Source organism: Salinibacterium sp. NYA9b, assembly GCF_976973725.1.
Genome location: NZ_OZ333476.1, coordinates 1709246 through 1728316, shown reverse-complemented (window position 1 = coordinate 1728316; position 19071 = coordinate 1709246). Strand labels below are relative to the sequence as shown.

Sequence of the window (19071 nt, the reverse complement as noted above, 5' to 3'; positions counted from 1 at the left end):
AAAGCGCGGCTAGCCCGTGACTCGCGCGAGCAGATAAGCGGCCGCTGTCGGCGCAGCACGGCAGACTAGTCACGTGTACCTCGTGCTCGCGACTAGCGGCCGCACCCTCACCGCCACACGCGTGGATGCTGCGGGAGCGGTTGTTGGCGAACTCGCTGTCGAGAATCTGGCGGCGTTTGTCGCGCAGACGCAAGCTGCGGAGCCTGACACTCGGTGGGTGTGGCATGACACGGCGGCGTGGTATCCGTCGCTGCTCGAGGCTCGCGTGCGCGTCAATCGCTGTTTCGACCTGCGGTTGTGTCACGCCATTCTGCGCAATTCGGTGTTCACCCGGGAATCCACGCTGGCACGGGCCCGAGCCGGCAGCTGGGACGCCCTCGCTCAGGCTGGGCATGCGGCCCCCGTGGATCCGCTCAGGCCGCAGCATTCAACACTGTTCGACTTCGACGATGATGCTCAGAAGGTAGCTGATGGCGAGCTCGATGTTCTGGCCGAATTTCTTCGTCAGCTCGATGCGGTAGCAACGTCGCGCGAGACCGGGCGGCTGCAACGGCTTCTTTCGGCAGAGTCGGCGGGTGCGCTCATCGCCGCCGAGATGCGATTCGCTGGGCTCCCGTGGAGTGCCCAAGCCCACGATGAAATTCTCACCGAGATGCTTGGACCGCGACCGAGCGTAGACGGCGAGCGGCCAGCAAAGCTTCAAGCGCTCGTCGACGAGATCCGCCTCAGGCTCGACTCGCCACGATTGGCGCCGGAATCTCCCGCTGAACTCCTGAGGGCGTTGAGCGTCGCAGGCATTCAGGCGACCACGACCCGGTCGTGGGAGCTCACACAGTTGAAGCATCCGGTGATCGCACCGCTTCTCGAGTTCAAGAAGCTGCAACGTCTCATGACGGCCAATGGATGGTCGTGGCTCGACTCGTGGGTTGTCGACGGGCGCTTTCGTCCCGACTATGTTCCCGGCGGTGTCGTGACCGGCCGTTGGGCGACCAGCGGCGGTGGGGCCCTGCAGCTGCCGCATCTCATTCGCGGGGCGGTCAGGGCCGATCCGGGGTGGAAGTTTGTCGTCGCGGATGCGTCTCAGCTAGAGCCTCGCATCCTCGCGGCAATGGCCGGTGACCGCGGAATGGTCGCAGCCGGAGCATCCGGTGATCTCTACGAAGGCATCGTGGCGAGTGGAGCTGTCGACACCCGCGCCCACGCCAAACTCGCGATGCTCGGCGCAATGTATGGTGCCACCTCGGGGGAGAGCGGCCGACTGATGCCGCGGCTCGCTCGGGCCTACCCGCAGGCGATTGCTCTCGTCGAGCAGGCAGCTCGAGCCGGTGAGCGAGGCGAAGTCGTGAGCACGCAACTTGGCCGCAGTTCACCTCCGGGGAAACATGCCGCAGCGTATGACGACTCTCAGTCTCCGGCGCAACGAGCTGCCTCGCAAGAACGGGGGCGGTCGTGGGGCCGCTTTACGCGAAACTTTATCGTGCAGGGAACCGCTGCAGAGTGGGCGCTCTGCTGGATGGCGAGCATCCGCAATCGACTCAGTCAGCTTTCGGATAACGCCTGGCTTACCGACGCACCACATCTCGTGTTTTTCCTGCACGATGAGGTCGTGGTGCACGCTCCGGCCGAGCTGGCAGGCAGCGTCGCCGAGCACGTGACCGCAGCGGCGGCGGATGCTGGGCGCCTCATTTTCGGCGACATCCCCGTCACATTCCCGCTCACGACCGCTATCGTCGATCGCTACGATCACGCCAAATAGCGGCGCGCACGGAGCCGCGAAAATCTAGCGGGAAGCATCGTTCGGATCGGTTAGGCGATTGCCGCTTCGTTCGCCGGGGCAGCCGTCGCCGGGCGACCCCGTTTGGGCTTGGTGAGGTTCAGGGGAAACGCTTCAACGAGGCCACGTGATTGGGCGGTCGTCAGTGCCGCCTCAACGTGGTCAAGCCAGCGCAATTCGGCCTGGGCGTGGGCGAAGAGTGAATCGGTGACGAGTTGCTCAGCAAATTGGCTGGCATCTAGAGCGTCTTCCCGTACCTCAACGGTGAGGGAGAGAGCGTCGATGGCGCCCCGTGTTGCCTGACGCTGGTGCTCGATCACGGTGTGCGCGTCAACGCCGGGCAGTGTGACGGCGATAGCGAGTTTGATGGCGAGTTCATCGCGACTGACGGAGTAGCTGTCGACGGGGCTGTTGAGCCAGTGCTCGGCTTCGGCCTTCCCCGCGTCCGTAATCGTGTAGTAGGTCTGTTGCGTAGCATCAGGTCCCGAGTCAACGGGTGCGCTTGTCTTCGTCACGAGGCCATCCCGCACGAGTCGGTCGAGCGTGTTGTAAATCTGCCCAACATTGAGCGGCCAAGTTGATCCGGTTCGCCGGTCGAATTCGGAACGCAACTGATAGCCGTAGCAGGGGCCCTGCGCCAAGATTGAGAGCAAACTGTGGCGGATTGACATGCCAGACCTTCCGGGTAAGTCGATACTGAGTATGTAGTAATTGACCATAGCGACGGGGTGGATGCTCGGCCGCTACTGCCCGGTGTGTCGGTTTCTTCGAGCCGAAGTAGCGCCGCCATTGTGGTATCGGGGCCGATATTTCAGGATGGATTAACAGAGCCCAACACGGCAGATTTCCTGACAGAACGTCCACGCCCGCGCCGTATGCGCTGGATGAACTGGACTCTTCGCCGCGGATTTCGTGCAGACCGACTTGTAGCCCCATACTCATCTGCGTGAGTGATGCCCCCGTAGCCGCCGCAGCGGCCCAGCCTGTTCCTGAGTCGATCAACGATCGCGAATTCATCTTGACCTCGTCATCGGGAAGCGCCGTCTCTACGACTTCTCCTACGCGATTCCGCTATCACCAAGATGGCCAGATGGTCTGGGGTGAGTACTACGGAGACACCGTCGCTCTCGGGCGCTTCGTCGGTCGTCGCGATGGCGATGTTGTGTCGATTCGCTTTGCTCACCGCCTGGCCGCAAGCGACGACGTCGTGCTCGGAATGGCCTCAAGCACCATCCGTTGGAACGCCGACGGCAAGCTTGAGCTGTTCGAAGAGTTCGAGAAAAATGGCGAAGCTCAGGTCAGCATTTGCGTCGAGGCAGATCGCCGTGGCGCGTGGCCAGAGCTTGACCCTGCTCAGCGCAGCAGTCCTCAGCTTGACGGCACCACCTTCATCCTCGAAGAGTCGACGGCGAGTACTGTCAGCGCCGAGCCAACCCAGTTCGAGTTCGACGAGAACTCCGGCGTTGTCTGGGGTTTCTACTTCGGTGACACCGTGACGGCTGGTCGGTGCGTCGGTCGTTACCGCGACGGTGTGCTCGATGAGTTCTTCGTTCACCACGTCATCGCGAGCGACGCGACCCTGCTGGGCGACAGCAGCACGAGTCTCGGATCACGTGCCGATGGTCGCCTTGAGCTCGTCGAGGAGTTCGTGCTCGATGGCGTGCCCGGCAAGAGCGTGTGCGTTCAGGTCGTCTAGCGCGCTAGTTGTTGAGCCCCGCGCGGTTGGGGTCTGCCCGCGTAAAGCGGGTGAGGCCCAGCTGTGCCGGCTCTTGCGGCCGCTCGGGCAGGTCCGAGGGCAGCAGGTAGGGCCGTTGGAAGACCTCATCGAGTACCAGCACGGTCTCGAGTGACTTCACTTCGGGGAGCACGGAGAGAACTCCCACGATGAAGTCGTGAATCGCGCCGACCTCGTGTCCGCGAATCAACAGCATTGCGTCGTGTTCGCCCGTCGTGATGCGGCAGGACTCGATTTCGGTCATGTTGGTGATGCGGTCGCGAAAGCTCGCCCAGGTTTGCGGATGCACCGAGAGAAACACGAGCGCGCAGATGCCGAGCCCCGCTTTAGCGGGATCAATTTGGGCGCTGAAGCCGGTAATGACGCCGTCTGACATCAGCTGTTCAACGCGCGTGTACACATTGGCGCGGGAGACATTTACCTTCTCTGCGAGAGCCGACATTGATATTCGTCCGTTATAGCGGAGTTCACTCAATATCTTCAGGTTGATCTCGTCCAATTCCGACGGAGATTGTCCAGTGGTGGGTGAGCCGTTAGTGCCTTTACTGGACATATTGTGTGAAATCTCCCTCATGTTTAACTCATGGTCTGAATGATTGCGCCTTTGATTGGACAGACTAGCGGGAATTGTGCCAATCTCAAGCACAGCCGTCCAGAGGCTGTTCTATAACCACCAAGGAGTTCCCTTTGCGCACTAAGTTCCGCTACGTAGCGGCCGCATTCGGGCTAACTGCATCACTGGCACTCGCCGGTTGCGCTGCAGCAGCACCCGAAGCAAGCGACAGCATCGTTATTGACACCGCTTTCACGCTCGAGACCAGCGACCCTGGTCGCAACTACGTGCCCACCGGGTACATGGTGTCGAAGGCTCTCTACGAGACTCTCCTCGACTTCGCCGGCTCCGACGAGTCGACCCCCGTTGATGGCCTCGCCTCCTATGAGTCGAACGAAGACGCAACAGTCTTCACCTTCACGCTCAATGATGGTCGCGTCTTCTCCGACGGTTCAGCAATCACTGCTGACGACGTTGTCTTCTCGCTCAACCGCGTCGCCGGTATGACCGAGAGCAAGGCGAACTTCTTGATGAACGGCATCACCGTCACCAAGATCGACGACATGACCGTCGAGCTCAGCACGGAGACCCCGTCGCTCAAGCTCCCCGCCCTCATGACTAACCCGTCGCTCGCCATCCTGAACTCCGCTCTCGTTATTGAAAACGGTGGAACGACCGATGATTCGGATGCTGCTGAAGCATTCTTGAACGAGACGTCGGCTGGTTCCGGCCCGTACATCCTCGACACGGTCAACTTCGAGTCGCAGGTAGTGCTCACCGAGAACGAGAACTACAACGGTGATGAAGACATCGACTTCACTCGCGTTGTCATCCGTAACGTTTCTGAGGCTGCAACCCAGAAGATCAACCTTGAGGGCGATGACTCGCAGGTAGCCGTTGACCTCAGCGGTGACCAGGTCGCTAGCTTGAGCGATGGCATCAACGTGTTCTCGACTCCGTCGGCACAGACCATCTTCTTGCTGATCAACCAGAGCGAAGAAGTGGGTGGAGTTACCTCCAACCCCGACTTCGCTAACGCCGTTCGCTACGCCCTCGACTACCCGGCTCTCCTTGAGCTTGCTGGTGCAGGTTCCGAGCAGGCAACTGGCGTAATCCCGCCGTCGTTCCTCGGCGCGCTGGAGAGCGGTGTTGAGCAGGACCTCGATGCTGCAGCAGCATCGCTCGACGCATCCGGCTACGACGGTGAGAGCATCACCCTCGAGTACCCGAACGACTACCCGGTTGGTGGCGTGAGCTTCACCCCGCTCGCTGAGCGTATTCAGTCGCAGCTTGCGGATGCTGGAATCACCATCGAGCTCGCGCCGGCACCGTTCACGACTCAGATCGACAGCTACGTCAACGGAACCGAAGCTTTCAGCATCTGGTTCTGGGGCCCTGACTACGCCGACTCGGCCAACTTCCTGCCGTTCTCGGCCGGACAGAAGGTCGGACTGCGCGCTGGTTGGACTGCCGAGCAGGACAGCGACGTTGTGAACCTCGCTGCAGCAGCAGAGAACGCCACGAACTTCGACGAGCGCGAGACTGCCTTCAGCAACTTCGCTGAAGCGCTGCAGCAGCGTGGCCCGTTCGTTCCGTTGATCGTTCCTGGCTCGAACATTGCGACCGCCTCGTACATTGATGGAGTTGCCTACAACTCCACATGGACGATGGACATCGCTGAACTGCAAGCTAAGTAGAAAGAATCTCTAGCGTGGGAAATACACCCCGCGCGACTCGCAGGTACTCGGCCAGATCACCTCTGGTCGGGTACCTGCTTCGTCGCCTCGGAACCTCAGTCCTGCTCCTCTTCGGAGTCACTATCGTCACGTTCGCTCTCGCGAACCTTGTGCCGGGTGACCCCATTGCGGCAGCGCTCGGTGAAGGGGCGGCGAGCAACCCCGCCACTGTTGAGGCCTATATCAAGGAGCGCGGGCTTGATCAGCCGCTTCCTGTTCAGTACGCCAACTACATTGGTGGACTGTTCCAAGGCGACATGGGTATTTCGTTGCGTACGACCCAGCCTGTGGCCGACGACCTGGCCAAGGCCGTTCCTGCCACTGTGGAGATCGCACTGCTGGCCATCATCGTGAGCCTCGGCATCGGCGTTGCTCTCGGTTCGCTCGCTGCCTACCGCCGCGGCAAAATCAGCGACCAACTTGTTCGCGTCTTTTCGTTGATCGGCCTCAGCATTCCTACATTCTGGATGGCGCTGGTCAGCTTCAATTTCTTCTTCCTCCAGTTGCGCATCGCGCCTGGTTCGGGGCGGCTCTCGCCGGCGCTGGCACCGCCGCCCACAGTGACAGGTTTCTACACGGCCGACGCTCTGCTGGCCGGCCAGTGGGTCACGTTCACTGACGCGCTTGCTCACCTCATGCTTCCGGTCTTCGTGTTGTCGCTCTTCACGATCGGTCTTCTCACGCGCTTCGTGCGAACCTCCGTTCTCGAAGTGCTGGATGCCGACTATGTTCGTGCCGGCCGCGCCAAGGGGCTCAGCGGCTCGCGCTTGCTCTTCGGCTACGTGTTGCGCGGTGCATCGCTGCCTATTCTCACTATCGTCGGTCTCGCCTTCGGAACGCTCCTGTCGGGCACGGTGCTCGTTGAGGCAGTGTTCGCTTGGCCTGGCCTCGGCAGCTACGCCTATAACTCGGCAACGAGCCTCGACCTGCCCGGTGTCATGGGTGTCGGTCTCGTCGTCGGCGTTGTCTACCTGTCCATCAACTTCGCCGTTGACCTGCTTTACGGTGTACTCGACCCGAGGGTGAGGCTCGCATGAGAACGCGTTGGCTAAAGATTCCTGCCGCGTGGATCACTCCGCTCGGTGTCATTGGCGCTGTAATCGCCATCACGTGGGTGGGCATTGCCTTCACTGCCCGGTTGTGGGTTCCGTTTGATCCGCTGTCGCAAGATTTGCCTCGACTGCAGGCTCCCGGTATCGACACCCTCATGGGCACGGATGCACTCGGTCGCGACATCTTCTCGCGCCTGATGACCGGTGCCAGCGTCACTATCCCGCTTGCGCTCATGCTTGTGCTCATGTCGCTCGCGGTCGGAACCCTCATCGGCGCGATCGCCGGTTACTTCGGCAAGTGGGTCGACGAGTTGCTGATGCGCCTGACGGACCTCGTGATGGCGTTTCCCACGGTCATCCTTGCGATGGTCGTTGCAGCAGCCCTTGGCCCGTCGCTCTTCAATGCGGTGATCGCAGCTTTTGTTGTCTCGTGGCCGCAATATGCGCGAATGACACGGAGCATTGTGTTGGGGCTTCGAACCCAGAACTACGTCATGGCCGGGCGCCTCATGGGCTTCTCGCCATTCAAAACCTTGCGCGTCGACATCGCCCCCAACGTGGTTGGTCCGATTCTTGTTCTCGCGAGCCTCGATGTGGGAACGGCAATCCTGTTGCTCTCCGGCCTCTCGTTCTTGGGTCTCGGCGCTCAGCCACCAACGGCCGAGTGGGGCTCAATGATTTCCGCGGCCATCCAGAACTTCGATAGCTGGTGGATCGGGTTGTTCCCGGGTCTCGCCATTCTCACTGTGGTGATGGCCTTCAACTTCGTGGGCGACTCGCTGCGTGACATTTTCGATCCCACCTCCCAGGTATCGCGAGCGGGGGCACGGTCATGAGCGACATCACAACACCTCAGACTGCGGATGCCGCAGCGGCAGTCACTGCGCCGGTGCTCACGGTCGACGGCCTCACCATCGGCATCGGCTCCCGTAAGAACCTGAAGTCCATCGTTAAAGGCATCAGCCTCGCACTCACCCCCGGACGCATTCAGGGTCTCGCGGGGGAGTCGGGCTCGGGCAAGACGGTCACGTCGCTCGCGATGTTGGGCTTGTTGCCGAGCAATGCGGTTGTTGGCGGGTCTATTCGCTTGAACGACACCGAGCTCGTCGGGATGACTCATCGTCAGCTGAACGAGATTCGTGGTCGCCGCATCGCGATGATCTTCCAGGACCCTTCGTCGAGCTTGCACCCGCAGCTCACGGTTGGCGTGCAGCTGACCGATCATGTGACTCGTCACCTCAAGCTGTCGAAGAAGCAGGCTCGCGCGCACGCTATCGAGTTGCTCGAGCGCGTGCGGGTGCCGAACCCTGCGGAAGCCCTTGCGCGCTATCCTCACCAGTTCTCGGGTGGACAGCGTCAGAGGATCGCAATCGCGATTGCGCTGGCCTGCGACCCGATCGTGCTGTTGGCCGACGAACCTACAACGGCGCTCGACGTGACCGTTCAGGCGGGCATTCTGCACTTGCTTCGTGACTTGGCCGATGAGCGCCAACTCGCCGTGCTGTTGGTGACCCACGACTTGGGTGTCATGAGCGCCATCGCCGACGACATCGCGGTGATGCGTCATGGCGAGATTGTGGAGTCGAATGTGCGAAGCGAAATCTTCGTGAACCCGCAGCACGCGTACACGCGCGAGCTGCTTGCGTCACTTCCCGGTGCTGCTGGCTTCGAGGGGGCAAGCGAATGAGTGAATTACTTGAGGTTTCAGACCTCGTTATCGAGTACCACGGCGCGACCGTAGTGCGCGCTGTCGACGAAGTGTCGCTCACGATTGCTCCCGGCGAAGTGCTGGCACTCGTGGGGGAGAGCGGTTGCGGCAAATCGAGTCTCGCACGCGCTGTCGTAGGCATGGAACGGCCTCGTGCTGGCGCGGTGACCTACCGTGGTGCCGAGGTTCCTTTGCTTGGAGTGCGTCGTCGTCGTGCGCAGTTCACCTCGATCCAGATGGTCTTTCAAGATCCGAACTCGTCGCTTAACCCGCGTGTTCGCGTCGGTCAGCAGATTTCTGAGGGCATCCGCGCCGCCGTTGAACGTGGCGATGAAGGCTCGCAGCCCGAAGAGTGGCTCGAACGCGTCGGACTTCCCACCGAGATGGTGTCGCGCTACGCTCACGAACTGTCGGGCGGGCAACGTCAGCGCGTTGCTATCGCACGTGCTTTGGCTGCGCGCCCTGATCTCTTGGTCGCCGACGAGCCGATTTCTGCTCTGGATGCGTCGAGTCAGGCATCCGTCGCTGACATGATGCGCAAGCTCGCGCTCGATGCCGGCGCTGGGTTGCTCTTCATTTCTCACGACCTCGCGATCGTGCGGCTCATTGCCGACCGCACCGTCGTGATGTATCGCGGAAAGATCGTCGAGTCCGGAGTTTCCGACCTCATCTGGAACGACCCAGTGCACCCGTACACGCGAGCGCTCATCTCGGCGATCCCGGAACCGGATGGCACCGGCACGTTGCCTGCCGCTCCGGCTGCAGAGGCTCCAGAAGAGTGGCGGATGACGCTTCCTGAGGCCCTCAACCGCGCCTGATCCACGGCTGCCCGTGCTTTCGCGCGGGCCCGTTCGCGTCCAAATCCCGTAAATGTAACTACATGCTTGTGTTTTGGCGGATTCTTCGGGGATAATGTCCCCAAGCGGTTCGCCGCACAATTTAACAGCCATGTGCCGTCACAGGCACCGTTCGTGGGTCGATGGGGAAGTCGCATCCAACGGAACGGAGATATCGTGACTGCACAAAACGCTCGCGGAGTGCTCTATGTGCACTCTGCTCCTCGCGCGCTCTGCCCACACATTGAGTGGGCGGCTGGTCGCGCTCTTGAACGTGCCGTGAACTTTAACTGGGACGATCAACCCGTGCTCAGGGGTTCTCAGCGTGCTGAGTTCTACTGGGAGGGCCCCCAGGGTTCTGGTGCCACGCTCGCTTCGGCATTGCGCGGGTGGGAGCACCTCCGATTCGAGGTCACCGAAGATCCCAGCCCAGGTTCCGACGGCGGCCGCTGGATGCACACTCCCGACCTTGGCATTTTCTTCGCGCAGACCGACAGCGTTGGCAACATGGTGATCCCCGAGGATCGTCTCCGTTACGCCATGGAGGCTGCGGGCTCCGATGCCTTCGAGTTGCACCGGGAACTCCGTCTCGCTCTCGGGCAGGCATGGGATGACGAACTTGAGTCGTTCCGTCACGCCAGTCAAGATTCTGCAGTTGTGTGGCTTCATAAGGTCGGTTGACGATGATTTCCGAACGTACGACTGTCTCTGAGGTAGTGGCTGACACACGGATTCCGCTCATCGAATGGCGCGACTGCGTGGACGTCGTGCTCGACTCTGTCGACTCGACGTTCGATGGCGAGTGCACTCTGCACGACGGGTGCCGTTCAATCCTTTAGAACTGGTCGCTGCATCCATCTGCACCTGTGTGTGACTGATGGTTCGCTGCGAGCGTGCCGTTCAGGTCGCGCCCAGCAGACTCACGGCGTAGCGTTGAGGTGTGGCCGGAAGTATTCGGGCACGGTTGCCACAACGGACCGTCCCCGGGTCCTCGGACCTTGTTCTTCCGGCTGAAACTATTTCAGGATTTGGAAGGAACATCATGTCTCGTTTTGACGGAAAAGTAGTTCTCATCAGCGGTGGTGCCCGCGGAATGGGCGAGTCCCACAGCCGCGCCATCGTCGCGGAGGGTGGCAAGGTTGTCATCACTGACGTTTTGGATGCTGAGGGTCAGACTCTCGCAGACGAACTCGGCGAGAGTGCCGTTTACGCCCACCTCGATGTCACGAACGAAGAGGAGTGGCTTGCAGCAGTGAAGCTGGCTGTCGACACCTTTGGTGGCCTCAACGTTCTGATCAACAACGCGGGTATCGCTAACTTCGGCACCCTCGACACCTATACCGCTAAGGACTGGTCGCTGATCATCGGGATCAACCTCACCGGCGCCTTCCTCGGCATCAAGTCGGCGGCACCGGAACTGGTCAAGAACGAGACCTCCTCGATCGTGAACATCTCGTCGACGGCCGGAATGCAGGGCTTCGCCGCCCTCCACGGCTACACTGCCTCCAAGTTTGGCCTTCGCGGTTTGACGAAATCAGTCGCGATGGAACTCGGCCACCAAGGTGTGCGGGTCAACTCGGTGCACCCGGGAAACATCCGGACTCCGATGACCGACGGCTTGGAGATCGACGACTCAAGCACACCGATCCCTCGTCTCGGAGAGCCAGAAGAAGTCACCAAAATGGTTCTCTTCCTGGCCAGCGACGACGCGAGTTACTCCACCGGCTCTGAGTTCATCATTGACGGTGGTGTTCTCGCCGGAGACGGTGCAGTCAACTAGCTCACGAACCTCACGGAGCGTGCGCACGCACTGACGACGCTCAAAGAAAAATCGCCCGCCCGATCAATGATCGGGCGGGCGATTCTTCGTTAACACTCAAGTCGTTAGAGCGGCCGAGCTGGCTCTGTGGCTAGACCGAGCGGAATGCGGCGACAGCGTTGTGTCCACCGAAGCCGAACGAGTTGCTGATGGCCAGCTGCGGGCCGGCGCCGAGGTCGCGAGGCGACGTGACGACATCCAGCGGGATCGCCGGGTCCTGGTTGGTGAGGTTGATCGTTGGGGGCGCTGTGCGGTGGTGGAGCGCGAGAACCGTGAAGATTGCCTCAAGTGCCCCTGTGCCGCCCAGAAGGTGGCCTGTGGCGCCCTTCGTGGCCGAGACGGGAATGTTGGGCAGGTGATCGCCGAAGATGCGCAGGAGCGCCTTGTATTCGGCAATGTCGCCGACGGGCGTGCTCGTGGCGTGAGCGTTGATGTGGGTAACGTCTTCTGGCGTTGCTCCGGCGGCGTCGAGGGCGTCGCGCACGGCGCGTGCTGCGGCGGTTCCCTCGGGGTCGGGAGCGGTGATGTGGAACGAGTCGCTCGTTACAGCGCCACCGGCGAGCTCAGCGTAAATGCGAGCGCCACGGGCGAGAGCGTGCTCCTCAGTCTCGAGAACGAGCGTCGCCGCTCCTTCGCCGAGAACGAAACCATCGCGGGAGACGTCGTAGGGGCGTGAGGCGGTAGCCGGGTCGTCATTGCGCTTCGAGAGCGCTTGCATCGACGCGAAGGCGGCGATCGGCAGAGGATGCACGACAGCTTCAGTTCCACCAGCAATGACGACATCCGCGAGTCCGGCCTGCAGGTGCGCGTAGGCGTTGGCGAGGGCCTCGGTGCTGGAAGCACAGGCGGAAACGTCAGTGCGCGCGTAGGCACGTGAGGGGATAGCCATGCTGATCGCGGCCGCAGCAGCGTTCGGCATGAGCATGGGGATAGTCATGGGCAGAACGCGACGCGGGCCCTTTTCACGCAGGGTGTCCCAGGCGTCAAGAAGCGTCCAGAGTCCGCCGATTCCGGTGGAATAGTCAACACCGATACGCTCAGGGTCGACGTCAGGTGAGCCGGCATCCGCCCAGGCTTCACGAGCCGAGATGAGAGCGAACTGGCTGGAAGGATCGAGTCGCTTGTACTCGACGCGCTCCAAAACCTCTTCTGGGCGCACTTTTGCCTGCGCCGCAAACGTTACGGGGAGAGAATACTTTTCAACCCAGTCCTGCTCGAGAGAGCGGGCTCCGGATTCGCCAGCGAGAAGGGCGTTCCACGACTCGGTCGCGGTTCCGCCGATGGGCGTGGTGGCACCGATACCGGTGACAACGATCTTTTTGGTCATTTCACGTTCCTTTTGAGTGCATGGCTCAGAAAGCCCACCAACGGCAGACTCCTGGAGTGCTGCGCGGAGGCCAACCGCAGTGAGTGCGGTTGGCCGTCCACGTCGAGCGGGTGTTACGCCTGAGCGTTGGTGATGAAGCTCACTGCGTCACCGACGGTCTTGAGGTTCTTTACCTCTTCGTCGGGGATCTTGACGTCGAACTTTTCTTCTGCGTTGACAACGATCGTCATCATCGAGATGGAGTCGATGTCGAGGTCATCGGTGAACGACTTGCCCATTTCAACGGTGTCGGTCGCAATGCCGGTCTCGTCGTTGATGAGCTCAGCCAATCCGGCCATAACTTCTTCAGTGGACAGTGCCATGTTTTTCTCCTTGGGATGTAAATTGACCGTTAGCCAGTGTAGGCCAGCAGCAGTGATTCTGAGGGGTACTACGGCAGAACGATTACTTGCGCGCCGAAGACGAGCCCGGCACCGAAACCGATTTGAAGGGCGAGGCCGCCACTCAACTCGGGGTTCTCTTCGAGCAGACGGTGAGTCGCGAGCGGAATGGATGCCGCAGACGAGTTGCCCATGTCGGCAACATCGCGAGCAATCACGACAGACTCGGGCAGCTTCAGCTGCTTTGCGAACTCGTCGATGATGCGCATGTTGGCCTGGTGGGGGATGAACGCAGCGAGGTCGTCTGCGGTGATCCCCGCGACATCCAGTGCTTCCTTCGCTACCTTTGCCATGTCCCAGACAGCCCAACGGAAGACTGTCTGACCCTCTTGGCGGAGCGTCGGCCACGCGGCTTCGCCTTCGCGGAAGTCGACGAGCGTCGCGTTCATCTTGATCGCGTCAGCCTTCGAGCCGTCTGAGCCCCAGACCGGAGCCGAGATGCCGGGGGTGTCGCTCGGGCCGATAACAACAGCACCGGCGCCATCAGCCAGAAGGAACGAAATGCTGCGGTCGGTGGGATCGACAATGTCAGAGAGCTTCTCGGCGCCGATCACGAGGGCGTATTTTGCTGCGCCCGCGCGGATCAAAGCATCAGCCTGCGTGACCGCGTAGCTGAAGCCAGCGCAGGCAGCGTTCACGTCGTACGCCGCGGCAGGGTTGGCTCCCACACGATCGGCGACAACAGCGGACATCGACGGCGTCTGCAGAACGTTGCTGATCGTCGCGATAATGACAAGGTCGATCTCCGAGGGGTTAACGCCAGACTTCTCAATCGCTTCGCGAGCGGCATCCGTGGCGAGATCGACCGCGAGGATGCCCGCTGACGCGCGACGGCGGGTGATCATGCCCGTGCGCTGCTGGATCCACTCATCGCTCGAGTCGATCGCTTCAACGAGCTGATTGTTGTCCACAATCAGGTCGCCGCGGGCAGCGCCATAACTGTAAATCTTGGTGAACTGTGACCCGGCGGACTGGGTGAGGGTGGGTGCGGTCATGCGTTGGCCTCCATCAGGTCAAATGCTGCGGATAAATCATCAGGTGTCTTCACAGCGACGGCCGGGATGCCCCGGAGTCCGCGTTTTGCGAGGCCAACAAGAGCGCCAGCGGGCGCAAGTTCAATAATTCCGGTGACTCCGGCATCCGCCAGGGAATTCATCGTGAGATCCCATCGAACCGGCGATGACACCTGACCAACGAGGAGATCGACGAAGTGTGAGCCGCTCTCGATGAGCGAACCGTCACGGTTGGTGTAGATCGGTAACGTCGGATCGTTTGCAGTGAGTCCTGCGGCAAACGTCTCGAGGTGAGCGACGGCCGGCTGCATGTAGCGAGTGTGGAACGCGCCGGCGACCTGAAGCGGAATAACCCGCGTGCCCTTGAGCGGTTCTTCGGACAGTTTCGCGAGAGCATCGAGGGCGCCGGCAACAACAATCTGTCCACCGCCGTTGAAGTTGGCTGGTTGAAGCCCCAGCTCGGCAAGGCGTTCGAGCAGTGCCTCTTCGTCTCCGCCGATGACGGCGGACATACCCGTGGATTCGAGGGCGGCGGCGGAAGCCATTGCCGAGCCACGCTCGACGACGAAGCGCATCGCGTCGCTTTCGGAGAGGATTCCGGATGCCGCAGCGGCGGTGATTTCTCCGACCGAATGTCCAGCAACAGCACCGATGTGCTTGCGGCGGTCGCCCGCTGTCAGCGCGCTCAACGTGAGTAGGCCAGCGGCAACGATGAGCGGCTGAGCCACTGCGGTGTCACGGATGGTGTCGGCATCCGACGTGGTTCCGTGGGCAATCAGATCGATGCCGGCGGCGTCAGAGATCGCGCCGAGCTGGTCGCGCAGAGAGGAATCTTCGAGCCATGGCTCAAGAAACCCGGGGGTCTGGGAGCCCTGTCCGGGCGCTACTACAACAATCACTTAGCTAGTCTGCCAATCTTTCGTCGGAATCGCTTGGATAACCCCACCAAAGCTTGGAGGGATCGTTGTGTGAAATCGCCAAAAGCGAGGGTGTTAGCGGGCGCGGCCCGGCTCGGGGTCAGAAATTGAGCCCACGATGAGAGCCGCCTGCAAAATCAACGCTTCGCGCGCGCCTGTGGCATCCCAGCCAATGACCTCGCTGACCCGCTTCAAGCGATAGCGCACCGTGTTCGGGTGCACAAAGAGCTCACGAGCAGTCGCTTCAAGAGAGCGCCCATTATCGAGATAACACCACAGTGTGGTGAGCAGATCGGTCGAGTGTGCCTGAAGTGGCTTGTAGATCTTGTTGATGAGGGTCGAGCGTGCCAACGGATCACCGGCGAACGCACGCTCCGGCAGCAGGTCGTTGGCGAGCGTCGGTCGAGGAGCATTGCGCCAGGACCGAGCTACCGCAAAGCCGGCAAGAGCAGCTTTTGCGCTCTTGGAGGCATCGACCAAGCTCGGCACTTCTGGCCCGAGCACAAGGTGGCCGCTCCCGAATCCCGGCTCGAGCTGTTCGGCGATCGTAATGAACGGCAGGGGCTCAGCATCTTCCGCTTTTTCAGAACGGGGCGCCGCACGACCAATAACGAGCACGAGACGACTGCCTTGCACGCCAATGAGAACATCGGCATCAAGATGACGAGCTGTTCGCCGAAGCTGATCGACGTCGAGCTGGCGGGGGGAGGTGCCGACGAGTACACACACCTCGCCGTGACCATTCCACCCCAGGGCGGCGATACGACTCGGGAGTTCGTTGTCATACTCGCCGCTCAGGATCGAGTCGACAACGAGTGCCTCGAGTCGGGCATCCCACAGTCCGCGAGCTTCCGCAGCGCGGGCGTACACATCTGCCGAGGCAAACGCGATTTCGCGGGAGTACAACAGGATGGCTTCCCGCAATACGTCGTCATCCGCTTTGACACGCGCCTCAACTACTTCAACAGCGATGCGGATGAGTTGAAGCGTTTGCTGGAGCGAAACGGAACGTAGTAGCTCGCGAGGGGCAGCACCAAACACATCCGCCGCAATCCACGGCGTCGTCGTGGGGTCTTCAAACCAGCTAATAAAACTCGTGATGCCGGCCTGAGCAACTAAACCGACAGCGGAACGCCGCCCTGGTGGCATTTCGCTATACCAGGGCAGCGTGTCCTCAAGTCGCTTCAGCGTTGCTGTCGAAAGTTCGCCCGTGATGACTCGCAACCAGGCGAGCGTCTGCGCCTTAGTTTTCTGTACCGGGGGAATGGTTGCGACCTAGCTTTCGCCGCCGGCAGAACCGGTGGTGCCTTCGTTGACGTCGTGGAGGCTGTACTTCTCAATTGCTTGAGCCGGAACAGCAGGATCCATTTCGCCGCGCTTCACGAGCATCTCCAAGGTGCGAACAACCAACGAGTGGCTGTCGATCTTGAAGAAGCGGCGTGCAGCAGCTCGCGTGTCGGAGAAGCCGAAGTCATCAGCACCCAAAGTCGCGAACTCACCGGGAACAAAAGCCCGGATCTGATCGGGGACCGCGTGCATGAAGTCGGTGACCGCAACAAACGGGCCCTTGGCGTCCGCGAGCTTTGTCGTGACGTAGGGAACGTGAGGTTCTTCGTTGGGGTAGAGGAAGTTGTGCTCTTCAGCAGCAAGTCCATCGCGACGAAGCTCGGTCCAGGACGTGACCGACCAGACGTCAGCGGCGACTCCCCAGTCCGAAGCCAGAAGCTGCTGGGCCTCGAGCGCCCACGGCACAGCGACACCGGATGCCATCAGCTGAGCCTTGGGGCCGGTGATCGTCGGCGACGACAGGTGGTAAATGCCCTTGAGCGCACCCTCGACATCGAAGTTCTCCGGCTCAGCAGGCTGAACGTGAGGCTCGTTGTACAGGGTGAGGTAATACATGACGTTGGGATCTTCGTGCTTGCCGCCGTACATCCGCTCGATACCCGCGCGCACAATGTGGCCGAGCTCGTAACCGAACGCAGCGTCATAGCTGATGACCGCAGGGTTGGTGGATGCCAACAGGATCGAGTGTCCGTCAGCGTGCTGCAGTCCCTCACCCGTCAGCGTCGTGCGACCGGCGGTGGCACCCATGATGAAACCACGGGCCATCTGGTCGCCAGCAGCCCACATGGCATCGCCGGTGCGCTGGAACCCGAACATCGAGTAGAAAACGTAGACCGGGATGAGGGGCTCACCGTTGGTGGCGTACGAGGTGCCGACGGCGGTGAACGCAGCAAATGCTCCTGCTTCGTTGATACCGACGTGCACGATCTGGCCCTGCGGGCTTTCCTTGTAGGCCAGCAATTGCTCGCGGTCTACCGAGGTGTAGTGCTGCCCGGCGGGGTTGTAGATCTTCGCCGTGGGGAAGTACGCGTCCATGCCGAACGTGCGCGCCTCATCCGGGATGATCGGCACAATGCGGTTACCGATGGACTTGTCGCGCAGGAGGTCCTTGAGCAGACGGGCGAAAGCCATGGTGGTGGCGATCTCCTGCTTGCCGGAGCCCTTCTTGACGACGTCATAGGTTTTTGCTTCGGGAAGCTCAAGCTGCGTGTACTTGGTGCGACGCTCAGGGACGTAGCCGCCAAGCTCGCGGCGGCGCTCTTGCATGTACTGAATGGCCTCATCGTCTTCACCGGGGTGATAGAACGGGGGCTGGTACGGATCTGCTTCGAGCGCGGCATCCGTAATCGGGATGTGCATTTCGTCGCGGAACTTCTTGAGGTTGTCGAGCGTGAGCTTCTTCATCTGGTGGGTCGCGTTGCGGCCCTCGAAGCTGGGACCGAGGCCGTAGCCCTTGACCGTCTTCGCGAGAATGACGGTTGGCTGGCCCTTGTGCTCACTCGCTGCCTTGAAGGCGGCGTAAACCTTGCGGTAGTCGTGACCACCACGCTTGAGGTTCCACACGTCGTCGTCCGAGAGGTGTTCAACCATCTTGAGCGTGCGGGGGTCGCGGCCGAAGAAGTTCTCGCGAACGTAGGCGCCAGACTCTGCTTTGTAGGTCTGGTAGTCGCCGTCGGGGGTTTGGTTCATGAGGTCGCGCAGTGCGCCCTCTGAGTCGTTGGCGAGCAGGTCATCCCACTCGCGGCCCCAGACAACCTTGATGACGTTCCAGCCGGCACCACGGAAGAAGCTCTCGAGCTCCTGGATGATCTTGCCGTTACCGCGAACCGGGCCGTCGAGGCGCTGGAGGTTGCAGTTGATGACGAAGTTGAGGTTGTCGAGCTTCTCGTTGGCTGCCCACTGCAGGGCTCCACGGCTTTCGACCTCGTCCATCTCGCCGTCGCCGAGGAATGCCCAGACCTGCTTGTCAGACACATCCTTGATGCCACGGTTGCTGATGTACTTGTTGTTCTGGGCCTGATAGATCGCATTGATCGGGCCAAGACCCATTGACACGGTGGGGAACTGCCAAAACTCGGGCATGAGGCGCGGGTGCGGGTAGCTCGAGATGCCATTCGGTGCCTGCGACTTCTCTTGACGGAAGCCCTTCAGCTGGTCTTCGCTCATGCGACCTTCGAGGAAGGCGCGAGCATACATACCGGGGGAGGCGTGGCCCTGGTAGAAGATTTGGTCTCCGCCAGATTCGTGGTCTGCACCACGGAAGAAGTGGTTGTGTCCTACTTCGTAGAGAGCGGCAGACGACGCGTACGTCGAGATGTGGCCGCCAACGCCAACGCCGGGGCGCTGCGCGCGGTGCACAGTGATTGCGGCATTCCAGCGAATCCACGCACGGTAGCGACGCTCGAGCTTTTCGTCACCGGGGAAGTCGGGTTCATCTTCTTTTGCAATGGTGTTGATGTAGTCGGTGGTCGGAACCATCGGCACACCAAGGTGCAAGTCTTTAGAACGCTTGAGAAGGCTGAGCATGATCTCGCGACCGCGCTCGTGGCCTTGTGCTGCAACGAGGGAGTCGAGTGATTCGTTCCACTCGGCGGTCTCCTCCGGGTCCTTGTCGGTGTTGGTTACCGAGTATGGGTCCTGGTCGTTTACCGTCACCGTTGACCTCTTTCGTGTAGAGAACAGAGTCGTGCGAGTCGAGGCACTACCGGGTTACGGATGTGATGGGATCGACTACGCCCATCGATTCTAGTTGTCGAATGCGGCAAGATTCGAACCGGGCCAATTTCTCCTGTAATTGTGGGGAATTCGGACGGT

At 61.1% G+C, this 19071-nt stretch carries 18 protein-coding genes; 10 read left to right on the top strand and 8 right to left on the bottom strand.

Going from position 1 to position 19071, the window contains the following annotated elements:
• Positions 1-73 precede the first annotated feature (73 nt).
• Positions 74-1756: a bifunctional 3'-5' exonuclease/DNA polymerase gene (locus ACWFSR_RS08220; RefSeq protein ID WP_447522153.1), complete on the top strand. Its 1683-nt coding sequence runs from the start codon at positions 74-76 to the stop codon at positions 1754-1756.
• A 50-nt stretch (positions 1757-1806) separates the two neighbouring features.
• On the opposite strand, the gene ACWFSR_RS08215 is transcribed toward ACWFSR_RS08220, so the two are convergent.
• Entirely contained in the window at positions 1807-2445 is a 639-nt protein-coding gene (locus ACWFSR_RS08215) for a PadR family transcriptional regulator (protein WP_197109864.1), read from the bottom strand.
• Between the two features lie 275 nt (positions 2446-2720).
• Between ACWFSR_RS08215 and ACWFSR_RS08210 the strand changes: the two genes are divergently transcribed.
• The gene (locus tag ACWFSR_RS08210) at positions 2721-3470 is read left to right on the top strand and encodes a hypothetical protein (RefSeq protein ID WP_307783861.1); all 750 of its coding nucleotides are present in this window, start codon (positions 2721-2723) and stop codon (positions 3468-3470) included.
• Positions 3471-3474: 4 nt separating this feature from the next.
• Here the strand turns inward: ACWFSR_RS08210 and ACWFSR_RS08205 are convergent, their stop codons facing one another.
• A complete protein-coding gene (locus ACWFSR_RS08205; protein ID WP_229820251.1) occupies positions 3475-3951 on the bottom strand; it encodes an Lrp/AsnC family transcriptional regulator in 477 nt (158 codons plus the stop codon).
• A gap of 245 nt (positions 3952-4196) precedes the next feature.
• Here ACWFSR_RS08205 and ACWFSR_RS08200 point away from each other — a divergent pair, with 245 nt between their 5' ends.
• The 8 genes from ACWFSR_RS08200 to ACWFSR_RS08165 all read left to right on the top strand — a co-directional run bounded on the left by ACWFSR_RS08200 (position 4197) and on the right by ACWFSR_RS08165 (position 11174).
• Positions 4197-5759, top strand: coding sequence for an ABC transporter substrate-binding protein (locus ACWFSR_RS08200; RefSeq protein WP_197105783.1), 1563 nt, complete (start codon positions 4197-4199; stop codon positions 5757-5759).
• 14 nt (positions 5760-5773) lie between these two features.
• Positions 5774-6835, top strand: a complete 1062-nt coding sequence (locus ACWFSR_RS08195) for an ABC transporter permease (protein WP_197105782.1) — start codon at positions 5774-5776, stop codon at positions 6833-6835.
• On the top strand, positions 6832-7686 hold the full coding sequence (locus ACWFSR_RS08190; RefSeq protein WP_197105781.1) for an ABC transporter permease: 855 nt from the start codon (positions 6832-6834) through the stop codon (positions 7684-7686). Before ACWFSR_RS08195 ends, ACWFSR_RS08190 begins: the two co-directional genes overlap by 4 nt.
• On the top strand, positions 7683-8537 hold the full coding sequence (locus ACWFSR_RS08185; protein ID WP_197105780.1) for an ABC transporter ATP-binding protein: 855 nt from the start codon (positions 7683-7685) through the stop codon (positions 8535-8537). The genes ACWFSR_RS08190 and ACWFSR_RS08185 overlap by 4 nt, the downstream gene beginning before the upstream one ends.
• Entirely contained in the window at positions 8534-9376 is an 843-nt protein-coding gene (locus tag ACWFSR_RS08180; RefSeq protein ID WP_197105779.1) for an ABC transporter ATP-binding protein, read from the top strand. The genes ACWFSR_RS08185 and ACWFSR_RS08180 overlap by 4 nt, the downstream gene beginning before the upstream one ends.
• A 195-nt stretch (positions 9377-9571) precedes the next feature.
• The gene (locus tag ACWFSR_RS08175) at positions 9572-10075 is read left to right on the top strand and encodes a DUF3145 domain-containing protein (RefSeq protein ID WP_197105778.1); all 504 of its coding nucleotides are present in this window, start codon (positions 9572-9574) and stop codon (positions 10073-10075) included.
• A gap of 35 nt (positions 10076-10110) precedes the next feature.
• A complete protein-coding gene (locus ACWFSR_RS08170) occupies positions 10111-10233 on the top strand; it encodes a hypothetical protein (protein ID WP_447522152.1) in 123 nt (40 codons plus the stop codon).
• Between the two features lie 203 nt (positions 10234-10436).
• Entirely contained in the window at positions 10437-11174 is a 738-nt protein-coding gene (locus tag ACWFSR_RS08165; RefSeq protein ID WP_197105777.1) for an SDR family oxidoreductase, read from the top strand.
• Positions 11175-11304: 130 nt separating this feature from the next.
• On the opposite strand, the gene ACWFSR_RS08160 is transcribed toward ACWFSR_RS08165, so the two are convergent.
• The 6 genes from ACWFSR_RS08160 to aceE all read right to left on the bottom strand — a co-directional run bounded on the left by ACWFSR_RS08160 (position 11305) and on the right by aceE (position 18912).
• A complete protein-coding gene (locus ACWFSR_RS08160) occupies positions 11305-12540 on the bottom strand; it encodes a beta-ketoacyl-[acyl-carrier-protein] synthase family protein (protein WP_197105776.1) in 1236 nt (411 codons plus the stop codon).
• A 113-nt stretch (positions 12541-12653) separates the two neighbouring features.
• Positions 12654-12902: an acyl carrier protein gene (locus tag ACWFSR_RS08155; RefSeq protein ID WP_010202791.1), complete on the bottom strand. Its 249-nt coding sequence runs from the start codon at positions 12900-12902 to the stop codon at positions 12654-12656.
• A gap of 68 nt (positions 12903-12970) precedes the next feature.
• A complete protein-coding gene (locus ACWFSR_RS08150; protein WP_197105775.1) occupies positions 12971-13975 on the bottom strand; it encodes a beta-ketoacyl-ACP synthase III in 1005 nt (334 codons plus the stop codon).
• Positions 13972-14892 (bottom strand): ACP S-malonyltransferase, encoded by a 921-nt coding sequence (locus ACWFSR_RS08145; protein WP_197124344.1) that lies wholly within the window; start codon positions 14890-14892, stop codon positions 13972-13974. Before ACWFSR_RS08145 ends, ACWFSR_RS08150 begins: the two co-directional genes overlap by 4 nt.
• A 93-nt stretch (positions 14893-14985) precedes the next feature.
• On the bottom strand, positions 14986-16134 hold the full coding sequence (locus ACWFSR_RS08140; protein ID WP_231599685.1) for a PucR family transcriptional regulator: 1149 nt from the start codon (positions 16132-16134) through the stop codon (positions 14986-14988).
• Positions 16135-16185: 51 nt separating this feature from the next.
• Complete coding sequence (gene aceE / locus ACWFSR_RS08135) at positions 16186-18912, bottom strand: pyruvate dehydrogenase (acetyl-transferring), homodimeric type (protein WP_197105773.1); 2727 nt, start codon at positions 18910-18912, stop codon at positions 16186-16188.
• Positions 18913-19071: the final 159 nt, after the last annotated feature.